This is a genomic window from Mycobacterium sp. MAA66 (genome assembly GCF_041261665.1).
Taxonomy (GTDB): Bacteria; Actinomycetota; Actinomycetes; order Mycobacteriales; family Mycobacteriaceae; genus Mycobacterium.
In genome coordinates, this window is record NZ_JBGCCC010000009.1 from 36892 (window position 1) to 54194 (window position 17303).

A 17303-nucleotide genomic window follows, 5' to 3' on the forward strand; every position below is an offset into this window, starting at 1 on the left:
GTCACATCGAGCGTGCCGATTCGATCAGTTCGCGCTGGGGCCGTGACTCAGCACGTAGTTGATGCCCGACATCAGCTGCGACGCTGGATCCGACCCGCCACCGAACGCTGCCTGCGTAGCCGGTGCCGTAACGGCCGCCGGGTCGTAGCCGTGTACCGGATCGACTTCCACCGGCGCGGTGGCCGGATCGTCGTTGCGTGAATAGCCGGCATCGACCATGGGTTTGATGACCCCGTCGAGGTAACGCATGTCGGCTTCGGACATCCCGAGGTACTTGAACGCCTGTACCACCGGTAGGTGCTGCTCGGGGATCAGGAACGTCGTGGTCTTGGCGCCCTTGGAGTTGTAGGTCGTTACGACGTTCTGCGGCGGCACCATGCTCGCGTTGGTGAACGCCACCGCGGTGTGACCGGTCGCCAGACCCACGACGGCGTTCAGCAGCGCCATCAGATTGTCCGGCCGGTCGGGCCAGTCACCGATGCTGTCGTAGGCAGAGACGAATTGATACGTGTTGTACTGACTTTCCTGCGGCTGTGGCATCTTGAAGTCCAACGCGGGCACGACGCTGCCAACCGGGAAGTCCTGCGTCAGGAAGCTCTGGGTCCACGGGTTGACACCCAGCGGGTCACCGTAGGTGGCGAAGGACAACTCATTGGGCGGCGGCGCGGACGGATCGTTGGCAAGCCGGTTCTGCACCGCGTGCACCACCATGGCGCCCTCGGAAAGACCGATCACTGTGCCCGGGCCACCGTCGTGGATCGCCGAGATGACGTTGTCCTCTCCGACGTCGACCGACTCACCAATGCTCGGCCCGTCCAGACCCACGCCCGGCAACTGCTTGTCGAGCTTGTCGATACCGGGGATCAACCGCCCCAGCACGTGACCCTGAACCTGTCCGGCGGGGTAGTGGACGATCTGGCGGTCCAGTCCGGGGAACCAGTCAGCACCGGTGCGGCGGATGTACTCGTCGTAAGGGATGCCCAGCACGTGCGCGCCGCCCAGCGCGTACGCCCGGCCCGGCGTCCCCAGCCGCGACGTCCCGTCGACATTGGTCCCGTCCGTCGCGCCATCGTCGGCGATAGCGCTCCCAGCACCGAAAGGCCCGGTGGCGCTGAAAGTCACCAACGCAGTCACCGCCGCTACCAGCTTCTTCATGCCTGTTCGCTCCCCTGCGGTGTCGGTCGTGATGGCCACCAGTTCGCTTTGCCGACCAGCGTAGCCATGGCGGGCACTGTGATGGTCCGCACCAAGAATGTATCCAGCAGAATCCCGGCGCCGATCACGAATCCGCCCTGGATCACCGTACCGATACTGGAGAACAGCAGGCCCCACATCGACGCGGCGAAGATCAACCCGGCCGCGGTGATGACGCCACCGGTCGAGGTCAAGGTCCGGATCACGCCGTAACGCATGCCATGCGGAGACTCGTCGCGCATTCGCGAAACGAAGAGCATGTTGTAATCGGCGCCGACCGCGACCAACACCACGAAGGCCAACGGCGGCACGGTCCAGTGCAACTGCTGATGTAACAGGTATTGGAAGACGATCACGCCGATACCGAGCGCCGCAAAGTACGAAAGCACCACGGAACCAACCAGATACAACGGCGCGATGACCGCGCGTAGCAGCAGCATCAAGGTCAGCAGCACCACGATGATGGTGACACCGACGATGAATCGGATGTCCTTCTGGTAGTAGTCGCGGGTGTCCCGCAGCGCGACCGGATACCCGCCCATCGATATCGAGGCATCCGACAGCGTGGTGTTCGGCTGGGCCCCCTTGGCGGTATCCCTGATGGTGTTGACCTGGTCCATCGCCGCGGCGCTGAACGGATCGAGTTTGGTCAGCACCAGATAGCGCACCGAGTGCCCGTCGGGGGAGATGAAGGTCCTGGCTGCGCTCTTGAAGGCGTCCAACTCCAGGACTTGCGACGGAATGTTGAAGCCCGCCATCGACGGTCCCGCAGCATTGCTCTTGATCGACAGCAGGAAGTTCGACGCCTCGTCCAGCCCGGTACGCATCAGCTTGATCTGCCCGACGACTTCATCCACTCCGACGGCCACTTGCCGGCTCCCGGAGGCCGACTGCTCGGCTCCTTGCCGGAGCTTGGTCAGGTTCGCTTGCGCACCACCGGGCTTGTCCATCCCCATGGTGTTCGCCACCTTCTCAAGGCTCGCCAGCGCGGCGTTGAGCTGTTTCGCGGCCGAGTTCAGGGTCTGCTTGTCCTGGAACGCTTGCAGTTGTCCGGCCAGCTGGTTGATCCGGTCAAGGGTGCCGTCCCGACGCGCCTGTTCCAGGTTCTGGAAGTGACCGCGGGTTTCGGCGCACGAGGGATCGAGGTCGCAGGTGACGTTGCCCTGCAGTGCCGCCAATACCGGACCCACCCACGCGAACATGTCCTTGGCGGCGGTGTAGTTGAGGCCCAATTCATTACCGAGCTGGCTGACCGCGTCGATGAGCCTGGCCGCGGTTTCAACGTTCTTCACCAGCTTGTCGCCGCCGTATTGGCCTCTGATCGTAGTGAGCGCGTCGACCGCCTGTTGGAGCCCGCTGGTGATCTGAGTAACCTGGCCGCGCGCATCGCCGAGGTTGACCGCCAAGGTATTGGCGCCCTTGGCAAGTCGGCTGATGTCAGCGGACCGGTCGCCGATCATCGCCGAACCGTCGGCCAGCCGGTCGCCGACGATGCCGGCCTGGAAGCTGGCCCGGAATTCCGGTGGCACCTCGCCCAACGGCCGGGTGATGCCGCTGACCATGGCGACGTCCGGCAGTTGGCCGATCCGGCCGGCCATCTGCTCGAGGTCGGCTAGCGCCTGTGGGTTGCGCAGGTCATGCGGCGACCGGACCAAGACGTAGGTCGGGATGGATTGATTGAGATTGAAATGTTGTGCGAGCGCGGCATATCCGATCGAACTCGGAGCCGACGCCGCCACTGCCTTGCGGTCGTCGTAGTTGAAGCGTGCAAACGCCGCACAGCTGGCGAGCAGGATCAGCACCAACACACTGGCTGCCAGGTGAACCCGCGGCCGGCGCACGATGCGGACCCCCGAACGCCGCCACAACGACGCAGTCAGCTCGTGCCGTGGCTTGACCCAGCCGCGGGGTCCGACAACCGCCAAGATGGCGGGCAACAACGTCAGCGCGGCGAGAAATGCCACCCCCACGCCGATTGCGGACGACACACCTACCGTGGAGAAGACACCCATCTTGGCGAAGCTGATGCCGACGAAGGTGAGTCCGACGGTGGCGGCCGAAGCGGTGATCACCTTGCCGACCGAGTGCAGGGCCAGCCGGATAGCGTCGTCAGAACTTTCACCCAACCGCACGTAATCGTGGTAACGGCTGATCAGGAAGACCGCGTAATCCGTTCCCGCTCCGAAGATGATCGCGCTCAACAGGATGATGGCCTGATTCGAAACACCCAGGCCGGTCAGGTCGGACGCCCCAGCGACGACCGACTGCGCGATCACCAGGGACATCCCGATCCCGACCAACGGCACCAACATGGTGACCGGGTTGCGATACACCACCAGCAGAACGAGAAGCACCAGGATCGCGATCGCCAGCTCGATCCGCAGACGATCGTGATCACCCGCGACGGTCAGGTCGGCGACAGTGGCAGCAGGTCCGGCGAGATGGACCGTCAGCGGGCTTCCCGCGGTGGTCTGTTTGACGATCTCGGCCACCCGGTTATAGGAGGCATACGACTGCGGGGTGCCAAGCGCACCGGCCAGACCCACCGGCAGCACCCAGGATTTGTTGTCCTTGCTCGTCAAAAACGAACGCAGGGGCGGTGTTCCGACGAAGTCCTGCAACGTCACGACGTCGTGCTGATCGTCGTGCAGGGCGTCCACCAGCTTGCGGTAGGTGGCTTCGTGAGCCTTGCCGAGCCCTCGCTCGTCGGTCAGGACCACCAGCAGCAGGTCGTCTGTGCCCGATTCGTGGAATGCTTCGGCCATCTGCCGGGCGGTGACGCTAGACGGCGCATCGGCGGGCAGCATGGTCAGCGGATGGCGCTGGGCCATCTCATTCAGGCTCGGGAACGACATCGGCAGCGCAACCGCCAGCGCAACCCAGAGCCCGATCACCGCCCAAGGCCAACGCACCGTGAATTCGGCTAGCCGTCGCACGTTGCCGTCACCTCTGGTTTTCGCAGTCGGGGGCCCCGACGCCCATGGTCACCTCGGCAAGTCGCGTAATACCTGCCGCACCAACAAAACACGTCACCACTGACCACCATCGGCGACCCGCGCACACACCGACTTCAACGCGGTCAGGTATCGGGCCACTGACTTCTTGGCGATCGGGTTGTCGGGAAACATGATCTCCGCCAACGTGCCGCCCGCATAGCGGAAGATGTAGATATTCAGCTGGTAGGAATAGCGTCCGTCGCCATAGATCCCGATGTTGTTCGCAAAGCCCAATTCGGTCGCCGCCAGCACAGCATTCAGCGGTGCGGCATCGCCCTGCAGGAAATTCGCCACCGGGAAATTCGGGCCAGGCCCAGCCAGCCACGGCGCCAATTCCACTGCCCGGTCATAGGGAACCCGCGCCATTGTCAGGCTCGAATCGAACGATTCCTGTGCGGCCCATGCCGCCTCACCGAACGTTGCCGCAGCGATCGGAACGGTGATCGGAACCAGGCCGGTGAACCAGCCCTGGGTCATGAAGTTGTCTGAGGTGCGGCGATTGTCCCTGGGAGTGAGCCCGTAGTAGGTCGCCGCACCGGTGAACTCGTGCTCCACCTGTGCGATGCAGGCAAACAAGCCACCGACGAAGCGCGCACCCGACGCCACACAGGCCGCTTCGAATCTCGCGGTCTGTTCCGGGTCCAGCAGAGTTTCGCCGCCAGTCATCACACTGACCGTCGCCTCGTCCGAATTTCCCAACGGAAGTGGGAATTCCGGCAAACTCCCGTTGTTGTTCTCAGCAAACTCGATCCAGGAGCGTATCTCGGGACTGTCGGCGGTGAGCGAGGACGTGTACTCGCGCTCGCCGACACAGAAGTCATCGAAACTTCCGCCTTCCGGCAGCTCGAATTCGCCTCCCCCGGCCGCCAATGCCGTGTACCCGGCATGCGCCTGCAACATCGTCATTCCGATGAGCGCCGCATCCCCGTGCACATGATCGACACTGGCGTAGAAGGTGAAGGAGTCCGCGCCCTGGATGGTCCCGAAGGTGAAGCAGCCCCACTCCATTGGAGTCGGGATGTTCACCACGTGGCTGCGGATGTCCTCGACCGCCATGTCACCGTGGGCGACCGGCTCGAATTCGATATCGGCGGCATCACTCATGGTGTGCCTGACGATGTCGCCGACGCCGTCGTACTCGAACCAGCTGCGGAAGGTGTCGTGTGTGCGCAGGTAGGCGTTGAGCGCCTGATTCATCGCCGAGACATCACACTGACCAGGAACTTCACAGGCAGCTATGACCTGCCGGGAATAATCCAGTCCCCGACTCGTCCGGTTGTAGATGCCGCGGATGTGTTGCGACTGCATGTAGCTGACCGGTACCGGGCTGACCGGTGCTTGCCCAGCCGCCTCTCGGGTTGCGTCTGTCGGGTGCCAGGAGGTCAACGCTCCTGAGGTCGGCGTCCAATCATCGATCGTGCCGATCGTGAACTTCCCGATGCGCAAATCTTTCCTCCCCGGTCTGGCCGGCTGCGGTCCGGCATAACCGGTGGCCACATCAACATACCCTCGCGGCTTGGCTCGGTCGCTGTACCGCCCGGGCGAAGGGCCCACCGGCGGGCAACCACGGCGGTACGGAAACCGCTAGATTCAGCAATGCACGTGCAATACTGGCGTGCAGAGGATGAGCTGGCCGTGGCCGTTCGGAAGATGAACTGGCGGAGGCCGTTCGGAACTGCAACGGGCCCGTGGCCGTTCGGAAGATAAATCTGGCGCTGAACGCGGTCTCCTGCGTGGGATCGACTGATCACCGGCCAATGCGGGAGGACAACCTCATGACAACAACCGAAGGCCCAACAGCGTCCAGCTTCGCCATCGTCGGCTATGCAGCGCGCTTTCCCGGGGCCTCGGATGCGGACGCGTTCTGGGAGGTCCTGCGCGACGGTCGCGACGCGGTGTCAGAGGTTCCCGAAGACCGGTGGGATGTCGACGAATTCTTCGATGCGGACCCCGAGGCGCGCGGCAAGATCGTGACCCGTCGGGCCGGCTTCCTCGATGACGCCGTGAGTTTCGATGCGTCCTTCTTCGGGGTGTCCACCCGCGAGGCCAAGATGATGGACCCCCAGCAGCGGTTGTTGTTGGAGACCGCATGGCGCGCTGTAGAGCACTCGGGCACCGCGCCGTCGGCTCTGTCGGAGACCCGCACCGGCGTGTTCATCGGCCTGGCCACCCATGACTACCTGGGCATGATCTCGTCGGGGCTGACGTATCCCGAGATCGAGGCCTACTTGGCGATCGGCACCTCAAGTGCGGCCGCCGCCGGCCGGATCAGCTACCGAATGGGCCTGCAGGGTCCGGCGGTCACCGTCGACACCGCCTGCAGTTCGTCGCTGGTGGCCATCCATCAGGCCTGCCAGGCGCTGCAGCTCGGAGAATGCGATCTCGCCCTGGCCGGCGGTGTGAACGTCCTGCTCAGTCCGGCGACCATGATCGCCTTCTCACAATCGCGCATGCTGGCCCCCGATGGCCGGTGCAAGACCTTCGACGCGGCCGCCGACGGCTATGTGCGCGGCGAAGGGTGTGGCGTCATCGTGGTGAAGCGTCTTGAAGACGCGATTCGCGACGGCGACCGGATCCGGGCCGTGATCCGTGGCAGCGCGGTCAACCAGGACGGCGCATCCGGCGGCCTGACCGTGCCCAATGGTGTTGCGCAGCAACGAGTTATCGCCGACGCGCTGGAGCGCGCGGGCCTCAAGCCCGGCGAAGTCGGCTATCTGGAGGCGCACGGCACCGGCACCTCACTGGGCGACCCGATCGAGGTCCAGGCTGCGGCCGCCGCATTCGGCACCGGACGCGACGACACCCAACCGCTGCTGATCGGCTCGGTGAAGACCAACATCGGCCACCTGGAAGCGGCCGCCGGCATCGCCGGTGTCATGAAGGTCATCCTGTCGCTCGAACATCAGGAATTGCCCAAGCACCTGCACTTCCAGAACCCGTCGCCACATATTCCGTGGGACCGGATTCCGGTGCGCGTGGTCAGCGAGGCCACCTCATGGGAACGGGGCGACCGGCCCCGAGTCGCCGGCATCAGTTCATTCGGCTTCTCCGGCACCAATGCACACGTCCTCATCGAGGAAGCCCCCGCGCCAGTGGCCGAGGAAGCCCCGTCCGAGCAGTTCGACGAGCGACGCTTCATGGTGCTGCCGCTGTCGGCACGTACCCCCGCGGCGCTGGTGCAGACGGCCGAGAACTACCGCAATTGGTTGGCCGAGAACAGCGACGCAACGCTTGCGGACGTGTGCGTCACCGCCGGGGCCGGACGCGCCCACTTCGAGCAGCGCGCCGCGCTGGTGGTGAACTCGATCGAATCTGCCCGCGAGCTGCTCGGCGCACTTGCCGACGATCGGCCGGCGCCGGGCCTGGTGCGCGGGCAGTCGGCCGACAAGCCGAAGACCGCGTGGCTTTTCCCGGGCCAGGGCAGCCAGTTCGCCGGTATGGCCAAGGAGCTGTTCGAGACCGAGCCGGTGTTCGCCGAGACCATGACCCGGTGTGCCGATGCAGTCGCCGGTGCGGGCAGGGGCGAGCGAAGCGACGGGAAATATACCGAAAAGCCGCTTCTGGACGTCATTTTCGACGACGGTCCCGGCGCCGAAGAAACCCTGCGGCAGACCAGCTACGCCCAGCCGGCGATCTTCGCCGTCGAGATGGGCCTGGCCCGGCTCTGGCAGTCATGGGGTTTCGAACCCGACGTGGTGTTGGGCCACAGCGTCGGTCAGTACACCGCGGCCTGCGTCGCCGGGGTGTTCAGCCTGGAGGATGGCGCGAAGCTACTCGCCGAGCGCGGCCGGCTGTTCGGCCATCTGCCCGCGGGCGGCCGGATGGCGGCGGTATTCGCCGCCGCCGAACGGGTCGAGCGCCTGACCGACGAGTACCCGAGCCTGTCGGTCGCGGCCTACAACGGCGCCAACACCGTGCTCTCCGGCCCCGGCGCCGATCTGGAACGCGCCGTCGCGGGACTGACCGGAGACGGTATCCGCTGCGACTGGCTGGACACCAGCCACGCCTTCCACTCGGCGCTGCTCGACCCGGCGCTGGACGAATTCGAGTCGTACGCAAGCAAATTCACGTTCGGCGCCCCGCAACGGATCCTGGTGTGCAACCGGACCGGCGCCACCCTCGGCCGCAACGCCAAGCTCGATGCCGGCTACTGGCGCCGGCACGCGCGCCAGCCGGTCGAGTTCGCCAAAGGCGTGGCGACGCTGGCCGAGCTCGGCTGCGCAGTGCTGCTGGAAGTCGGCCCGCAGCCGGTGCTCACCGCAGCCGCGCTGCGCGCCTGGCCCGACCCCGCGACCGCACCGCAGGCGATTGCGTCGTTGCGCCGCAAGGGCGCTGACCATCGCCAGATCACCGAAGCCCTGGCTGGCGCCTACGTCGCCGGCCACCTGGTCGACTTCGCAGCGGTCCGGCCGGGCTCGGCACACAAGTTCGACCTGCCGACCTATCCATTCCAGCGTCGGCAGTTCTGGTTCCGCGACAAGAGGGTCCAGCCGACTCAGACCGACGGTGCGCGCACCGAGGCTGTCCGGCTTCTCGAAGACGGCCGGATCGACGAACTCGCTGCCCTGCTCGACGGTACGAGCGGTAGTTCGGCCACCACCGATGTTCTGAACAAGCTTGCGGCACAACATAATCGGCAACGCGACGCCCAGTCCATCGCCGATGCCCGCTACCAGATCCGCTGGGAGAAGTCCGCGACCACCGCAGCGGGAGCCGGCGAAGGCTCCGCCTGGCTGCTCATCGGCGATGAGTCCGACGCGTCGGCAGCCCTGGTCGACGCCTTGACCCGGGGCGGCCATCGGCACCGGATTCTCGGCCTGCCGACATCGGACGCCGACGAACAACAGCTGGCAACGCAACTGCGGGCAGCCGTCGAGGACGAGCCCACGCTGCGCATCCTGCATGTCGCGGCCCTCGAATCCGACAGCGAACCGTCGATGCAGTCCCTGTTGCGGATGCAGCACCACATCCTGGGCGGCACGCAGCGACTGTTCCGCGCGGCGGCCGACGCCGACCTGCGCGCCCCCATCTGGGTGGTAACCCGGGGCGCATGGCGGGTTATCGACACCGATACGGTGTCGCCGGCACAGAGCAGCCTGTGGGGGTTCTGCCGCGCAGCGGCACTGGAATACCCGCAGGTGTGGGGCGGACTGGCGGATCTTGCCGCCGCCGGCGTGGACGACTGGTCGCGATTGATCACCCAGATGGTCGCCGCGGGGCGCGGCGAAGACCAACTGGCGCTGCGTGAGCACGCGCTCCATGTGCCCAGGCTGGTTCGCCGTAGCGGTCAGCCGAACCCGACGGCGCTCGAATTGCGCTCCGGTGCAACGTATCTGGTGACCGGCGGACTGGGTTCACTCGGGCTGGAGATCGCCGGGTACCTGGCCGCGCACGGCGCCCGGAATCTGGTGCTCACCAGTCGCCGCGCTCCCGGCGAGGCCACGCAGCGTCGCATCGACGCGTTGCAGGAACAGTACGGCTGCCAGGTCCGGGCGGTCGCGGCCGATGTCGCCAATCCGCATGACGTCGCGCGCCTGCTGACCACCGTGCGCTCCGAGCTGCCGCCGTTGGCCGGCATCGTGCATGCCGCAGGCGAGAACAGCACCACCCCGCTTAGTTCCCTGGACGCCGCCGAACTGGACCGCGTGTTCTCCGGAAAGGTCTGGGGCGCTTGGTATCTGAGCGGGGCCTGCGCGGATTTGCAATTGGACTTCTTCCTGTCCACCTCGTCCATCTCCTCGGTGTGGGGCAGTTACGGTCAGACCGCCTACAGCGCCGCCAACGCCTTCCTCGACGGGTTGACCTGGCACCTGCGTGAGCAGGGTGTCCCGGGCATGAGCGTCAACTTCGGCCCCTGGGCGGCCGGCATGGCCGACCCGGATGCCCGCGCACAATTGGACCGCCGGGGGGTCCGAACTCTGCCGCCCGCCGACGCCCTGGCCGGGATGGCAGACGTCATGGTCGGGGCCGCCGCCGACGGGCCGGCCGAGGCCGTCGTGGCGCGGATCGACTGGGCCCGGTTCCTGCCGATCTACCTGCAGGCCGGTGCGCGCTCGCTGCTGGCCGAGGTGGCCGCAGAGGTACCAGATTCGGTGGCCGCAGCCACCGGATCGTCAGGCAACACGCGTCTGGTCGAACAACTCACCGCCGCCCCCGTGCAGCAGCGCAAGAAACTCGTCCTGGAGTACCTGCGGGACGCCGTCGCCGAGGTGACCCGGATCGACGCCTCGGAGATCCGCGAGGAAGCCGGATTCTTCGACCTCGGCATGGATTCACTGATGGCCGTCGAACTGCGGCGCCGGATGGAACAGGCCTTCGGCAAGGAGCTGCCCGCAACCCTGGCGATGGACTATCCACGCCTCACCGACGTCGCCGACTACCTGCTCGGCGAGGTGCTCAACCTCAACGAAAAGGCCGGCGTCAAGACGGTGGCCCAGCCGACGTCGCTCGCAGCGGCCGACGAGCCGATCGCGATCATCTCGGTCGCCTGCCGGTTCCCGGGCTCACCGGATCCCGATGCCTACTGGCAGGTGCTGTCCGGCGGAGTGGACGCGATCCGGGAGATCCCCGAGGACCGCTTCGACGTCGATGAGTTCTACGACCCCGATCAGCAGATGCCGGGCAAGATCTACACCCGGTCCGGCGGTTACCTGGAAAGCGTCGACGGATTCGATCCGGAGTTCTTCGGCATCTCGCCGCGCGAGGCGGTCTGGATGGACCCGCAGCAGCGGCTGATGCTCGAAATCGCCTGGGAGAGCCTGGAACGCGCCGGATACGCCCCGGCGACGTTGCGCGGCAGCCGAACCGGCGTCTTCATCGGCGTCGGCGCCAACGAGTACTCCCACCTGCTCTCGGGCGGTTCGGTGGAAAACCTCGAACCCCACTTCATCACCGGCAACGCACTCAACGCCATCGCGGGCCGCGTGTCCTTCACCCTCGGCCTGGAAGGGCCGGCGATGGCGGTGGACACCGCCTGCAGTTCGTCGCTGGTGGCCGTCCACCAGGCCAGCCAGGCCCTGCACTCCGGCGACTGCGACATGGCCCTGGCCGGTGGGGTGAACGTCCTGCTCAGCCCGGCATCCACAGTCGCCGCCTCCCGCGCCCGGATGCTGGCGCCGGACGGCCGGTGCAAGACCTTCGATGCCGCCGCAGACGGCTACGTCCGCGGTGAGGGCTGTGGCGTCCTGGTGCTCAAGCGGCTCAGCGATGCGCAGCGCGACGGCGATCAGATCTGCGCGATCATCCGTAGCAGCGCGGTCAACCAGGACGGCGCCTCGAGCGGCTTGACCGTGCCCAATGGTGGTGCGCAGCAACGCCTCATCAACACCGCGCTGACTCGCGCCGGCCTGACCGGCGGCGACGTCGACTACCTCGAGGCGCACGGTACCGGCACCCCGCTGGGTGACCCGATCGAGGTCCAGGCCGCCGCGGCCGCCTACGGCGCCGGTCGCGATCCGAGCCGGCCGCTGCTGATGGGCACGGCGAAGACCAACATCGGGCACCTGGAGTCCGCAGCCGGCGTCGCGGGTCTGGTCAAGGTGGTGTTGTCGCTGCAGCACGAAATGCTGCCGCAGAACCTGCATTTCCAGAACCCATCGCCGCACATTCCGTGGGACACGTTGCCGGTCAAGGTCGTCGACAAGGCCACGCCGTGGCACGCCGACGGCCGACCGCGCCGCGCCGGCGTCAGTTCCTTCGGCTTCACCGGGACCAACGCACACGTGCTGCTCGAAGAAGCGCCGGCCGTCGACGAGCCCGTGGCCGACGAGGCGCCGGACCCCACGCCCGTCGTCGACGCCGGACCGGAATCGGTCAACGTGTTGCCGCTGTCCGCGCGGTCATCGCAGGGGCTGGTGGCGCTGGCGCAGCGCTACGGAGCCTGGCTGGAGGCGAACCCCGAGGCCTCGATCGCCGACGTCTGCTTCACCGCCGGAGCGGGACGCTCCCACTTCGAACACCGGGGTGCTGTGGTGGCGACGTCCGTCCACGAGGCCAAGGTGCTGCTGGAGGATCTGGTCGCGAACCGGCTGCGGCCGGGGGTACTCCGCGGCGAGTGCACGGACCCGCCGACCACCGCGTGGTTCTTCCCCGGACAGGGCAGCCAGTACCCGGGCATGGCACGCGAATTGTTCGACAGCGAGCCGGTTTTCGCCGACACGGTGCGACGGTGCGCGCAGGCCGTCGACCCGATGCTGCCGCGCCCGCTGCTGGAGGCGATGTACAGCACCGACCGCGACAGCGCGGAGACGTTGCGCCACACCTCTTTTGCCCAGCCGGCGATCTTCGCCGTCGAGATGGGTCTGGCCCGGTTGTGGCAGTCCTGGGGCATCGAGCCGGACGTGGTACTGGGCCACAGCGTGGGTCAGTACGCGGCGGCGTGCGTGGCCGGGGTCTTCAGCCTCGAAGACGGCGCGCGGCTGATCGCCGAACGCGGCCGGCTGTTCGGCAGCCTGCCGGCCGGCGGTCGCATGGTGGCGGTGTTCGCCGACCCCGAGTACGTGGAGCGCGCCGCCGACGGATTCGGCCGAGTCTCTGTCGGTGCCTACAACGGGCGCAACACCGTGCTGTCGGGACCGGGTGAGGATCTGGAGCTGATCGTCGCGGCCTGCAGCGAGGACGGTGCGCGCTGCACCTGGCTGGAGACCAGCCACGCCTTCCACTCGGAGCTGCTCGATCCGGTGCTCGACGAATTCGAGTCGTTCGCAAAGCAATTCGACTTCGCCGTGCCGACACTGCCGCTGGTCTGCAATCGGACCGGTACCGTGCTGACGGCCGAAACGCCGCTGGACGCCCTGTACTGGCGGCGGCATTCTCGCCAGCCGGTGCAGTTCACCGAGAGTGTGCGCACGGTGGCGGCGCTGGGTTGCTCGGTGCTGATGGAGATCGGCCCGCAACCGATCCTGACCGCTGCCGCCCTCGGCATCTGGCCCGAATCGTCGGACGCTCCGCGGGCCATCGTGTCGCTGCGCAAGGGCGCCAATGCCCGACGCCAGATCGCCGATGCCCTCGCCACGACGTACATCGTCGGACACCGTCCTGACTTCGCCGCCGCCGGGCGCCAGCGCGGCCACCGGCTCGAGCTGCCCACCTACCCGTTCCAGCGCCGGCGCTACTGGCCCAAGGCGTCCGCTTTCGGAAGCGGGGGTTCCGACGGCGTACAGCTTTCCGGAATCCTGGGTAGTGCAAAGGATCTGGCCTCCGGCGACACGATCTACACCAATGTGTTGTCGGTCAAGACCCAGCCGTGGCTGTCGCATCACGTCATCTACGGCACCGTCGTCGTACCGGGTGCCACGTACGCGGCGATGGCGCTGGCCGCAGCCGGTGCCCCGTCACGAGTGAAGGAAGTCTTCTTCTACCAGCCGATCATCCTGCCCGACAAGGCTTCTCGGGAGACGCAGCTGACCATGCGTCCGCTCGAAGACGGCAGCGGCTGGAAATTCCAGGTGCACAGCCGTCCCTACGGGGTTCGCGAGGCCGAGTGGTCGTTGAACGCCGACGGCACCCTCCTGAGCGGCGCCGACGAGCGGCCGGTCACCGACGCCACACCGGGCGCCATGGATGAGGTCGTCGAAAAGCTGGAGCGCCTGCGCCCGCAGCAGCTGTTCGAAACCTTCAGCGATATGGAACTGGCCTGGGGCCCAACGTGGTCCACATCGCTCAAGTCGTTGTGGGTCGGGAACGGCGAGGCGATCGGCGACGTATCCGTCGGCGACGAACTCGGCGAACACCTGGGCAGCGAGCCGATCCACCCGGTCCTGCTGGACCTGTGCACCGGTGTGGCCTTCCCGGCCTTCCCGGCGCTGCTGGCCGCCGAGCAGGGCATGACGGATCTGTTCCTACCGCTGCGGTACGGGCAGGTGGAGCTGCAGGACCGGATGCCGCGGCGGTTCTACTGCCGGGCCCGCTGGCACGCCAGCGAGATCGACAACGAAACCCAGGTCTTCGACATCGATTTCGTCGATCGCGATGGTCGCCGACTGGGCGGCATCACCGAGTTCACGGTGAAACGCGCACCCCGTGAAGCCCTGCTGCGCGGGCTGGGCGGCAACACCACCCGGCTGCTCTACACCCTGGGTTGGCACGAGGGCGTGGCCCCGGAGCCGGCCGCAGAGGTCGCCGCCACCGGAACCTGGCTGATCGCAGGGTCCGACGAGTTGGCCGGCGAAGTTCCGGGCGCGGTGGTGATCGACCGCTCCGCGGATGCCGACGCCTGGCAGCAGGCGTTCGCCGAAGCCGCCGAAAGCGGCGCACCGGTGAGCGGGATCGTCTGGCACAGCATCGGTCAACTGGGTGCCGACGTATCGGCCGCCGAACTCACGGCGCGGCTGGAGGCCGAGATCAGCCCGCTGCTCGACGCCGCGCACACCGCATTGGCCCAGGAGAAGCTGAGCCTGCCCGGCGGGCTGTGGATCATCACCGAGCGGGCCGTGGCGACCGAGCCCGGCGAGCCGGTCGATCCCGTGCAGGCCGCCCTCTGGGGCCTCGGACGCACCATCATCGCCGAGCAACCGACGCTGCGCTGCCGGTTGGTGGACCGCGACCCCGCCGAGCCGGCGGACTGGTTGGCCGGCGCACTGGGTACGCCGGTCGTCGAGCCGGAACTGGCCGTGCGGCAAGGGAAATTCCTGGTGTCACGGCTGCAGCCGTGGTCGCGCAGCGGGCATCTGCCGATGCCGCGCTCCGACGACTACGCACTGGCGCCCACGGAACGCGGTGCGATCGACAACCTGCGGCTCATCGAGGCGGAGGTGACCCCGCCCGAGGCAAACGAGGTCCAGGTGCGCATCGAGGCCGCGGGGCTGAACTTCCGCGACGTGCTCAACGTGCTGGGCCTGTACCCCGGCGATCCCGGCCCCATCGGCGGTGATCTGTGCGGCATCATCACCGAATTGGGTTCGGACGTCACCGGATTCGAGGTCGGGCAGCGGGTCTTCGGCTCCATGCAGGGCGCGTTCTCCAGCCGGCTGAACGTCCCGGCGCCGCTGCTGGCGCCGGTGCCGAGCGGCTTCGACCCGGTCGGTGCGGCGACCCTTCCGGCTGCCGCGCTCACCGCCCGGCTCGCGTTCGACTGGGCCCAGCTGAAGCCCGGTGACAAGGTGCTGATCCACGCTGCCAGCGGTGGTGTGGGCCTGGCTGCGATCCAGTTGGCGCGCCACCACGGCGCAACCGTCTTCGCCACCGCGAGCGCCTACAAGCGTGCGACGCTACGCAAGATGGGCGTGGAGTACGTCTACGACTCGCGCACAACGGATTTCGCGGATCAGATCCTCGCGGACACCGACGGTGCCGGCGTCGACGTCGTGCTCAACAGCCTGACCAACGAGGGCTTCATCGAGGCGACGGTGCGGGCGACCGCCCAGGGTGGCCGGTTCGCCGAGATCGCCAAGCGCGATATCTGGACCGCCGAGCAGATGGCCGCGCTGCGTCCCGACATCGACTACGAGATCGTCGCGCTGGACGTGACCATGATGACCGACCCCGACCACATCCAGCGGTTGATGACCGAACTGTCGGACGGGATGGCCAAGGGCGAGTGGACACCGGTGCCTGCCGAGGTCTACCCGCTGACCGAGGCCAAGACCGCGTTCCGGCGCATGCAGCAGGCTCGGCACATCGGCAAGATCGTGGTCCAGATGCCCAAACCGCTGCAGCCGCGGGGTGATCGGAGCTATCTGGTCACCGGTGGTCTCGGCGCACTGGGTCTGCACACAGCGGCCTACCTGGCCCAGCTGGGCGCCGGCGACATCGTATTGACCAGCCGTCGGGCACCGGACGCCGATGCGCAACGCGCCATCGACGCCATCACCGAGCGCTACCACTGCCGGGTGCACGTCTTCTCGGCCGACGTCGGCGACGAGGCCGAACTGGCCACGCTGCTGGGCCGGATCCGTACCGAGTTGCCGCCGCTGGCCGGCGTGGCCCACCTGGCCGGCGTCCTCGACGACGGGCTGCTGCCAAAGCAGACCATCGAACGGTTCCGGACGACCTTGGGCCCCAAGGCCTACGGCGCCCACCACCTGCATCGGTTGACCAAGGACGACGATCTCGAGTTCTTCATCGTGTTCTCGTCGGCCTCTGCCGTGCTGGGTTCGCCCGCGCAGGCCAACTACGCCACCGCCAATGCGCTGCTCGACGGACTGGTCGCGCATCGCAGGGCGCAGGGTCTGCCCGCGACCGCGGTCAACTTCGGCCCGTGGGGCAGCGGCGGTATGGCCAGTTCGCAGGCCGCGGCCGCCAATCTCGGTGCGCTGGGCATGATGCCGCTGGAGCCGTCCGCTGCCTTGTCGGCGCTCGGCGAGGTCATCCGACACGGAACGGGACAGGCCACGGTCCTCAAGGCCAACTGGCAGCGGGCCGCGAAAATGCTGGCCGGTATCCGTCCGCCGCTGCTCGACTATGTGTTGCCCAACGACCAGGCGACGGCCGCCGGTGACAGCGAGTTGCTCCGCCAACTGCAGGAGATCCCCGATTCACAACGGGCCGGTTTCATCGCCGAGTTCCTGCAGCGCGAAGTACAGGGCTTCCTGCGTCTGGCCCAGCCGCCCGCAGCGTCGAGCCGGTTCCTGGACCTGGGTACCGATTCACTGATGGCGGTCGAACTACGCAACAGGTTGTTCTCGCAGTTCGGCGGCAAGTTCGAGATCAGCCCGACGGCGATCTTCGACTATCCGACGCTCGGATCCCTGGCAGAACACCTGGCCAGTCAGTTGCCCGAGTCTGATTCACCATCGGAGCCGCCGAGCGAGACCGAGCCTGCGCCGGAGCCTGCCGAGAGCTGAAAATCGCCGCAAGTGTGAGGGTTGTGCACGCAAATTACCCCGTGTGCGTACCCAACCCTCACACTTGCCGACCACCCCCGGGCAGCGCACCACACGCGTCCCAAAAACCTCAATTTGCGCGTTTCTCACCAGTGTCGAATGTTTTCGGTGGCGGACATCACATTGGGTCTAAACTGCAGGTCAGAAGCCCTAAATACTCGCCAAAACCAGGTCACCCAACCGCCTGGTTGGTTAGCTACGAAGAATTTGCTCACGATTGCTTTGAATCGAAGTTACCCGACGGTATAGTTGCCCGCAGTTACTGGTGGGTAACTTAGCCCTGAGTACCCAA

General features: G+C 66.9%; 4 protein-coding genes. 1 reads left to right on the forward strand and 3 read right to left on the reverse strand.

The features are described from left to right. Nucleotides 1–24: 24 nt before the first annotated feature. From pe to ABIA30_RS21570, 3 genes are all read right to left on the reverse strand, one after another. Complete coding sequence (gene pe, locus ABIA30_RS21560; protein ID WP_370069153.1) at nucleotides 25–1155, reverse strand: acyltransferase PE; 1131 nt, start codon at nucleotides 1153–1155, stop codon at nucleotides 25–27. Next, nucleotides 1152–4130, reverse strand: coding sequence for an RND family transporter (locus tag ABIA30_RS21565; protein ID WP_370069155.1), 2979 nt, complete (start codon nucleotides 4128–4130; stop codon nucleotides 1152–1154). Before ABIA30_RS21565 ends, pe begins: the two co-directional genes overlap by 4 nt. 93 nt (nucleotides 4131–4223) lie before the next feature. Continuing rightward, nucleotides 4224–5636, reverse strand: a complete 1413-nt coding sequence (locus ABIA30_RS21570; protein ID WP_370069157.1) for a condensation domain-containing protein — start codon at nucleotides 5634–5636, stop codon at nucleotides 4224–4226. A gap of 329 nt (nucleotides 5637–5965) precedes the next feature. Between ABIA30_RS21570 and ABIA30_RS21575 the strand changes: the two genes are divergently transcribed. After that, complete coding sequence (locus ABIA30_RS21575) at nucleotides 5966–16972, forward strand: type I polyketide synthase (RefSeq protein ID WP_370069159.1); 11007 nt, start codon at nucleotides 5966–5968, stop codon at nucleotides 16970–16972. The last annotated feature ends 331 nt before the right edge of the window (nucleotides 16973–17303 follow it).

What these genes read in the sequence shown, in the direction of transcription:
- pe (WP_370069153.1), bottom strand. Translation starts at nt 1,155, where the DNA reads ATGAAGAAGCTGGTAGCGGCGGTGACTGCGTTGGTGACTTTCAGCGCC.
- ABIA30_RS21575 (WP_370069159.1), top strand. Translation starts at nt 5,966, where the DNA reads ATGACAACAACCGAAGGCCCAACAGCGTCCAGCTTCGCCATCGTCGGC.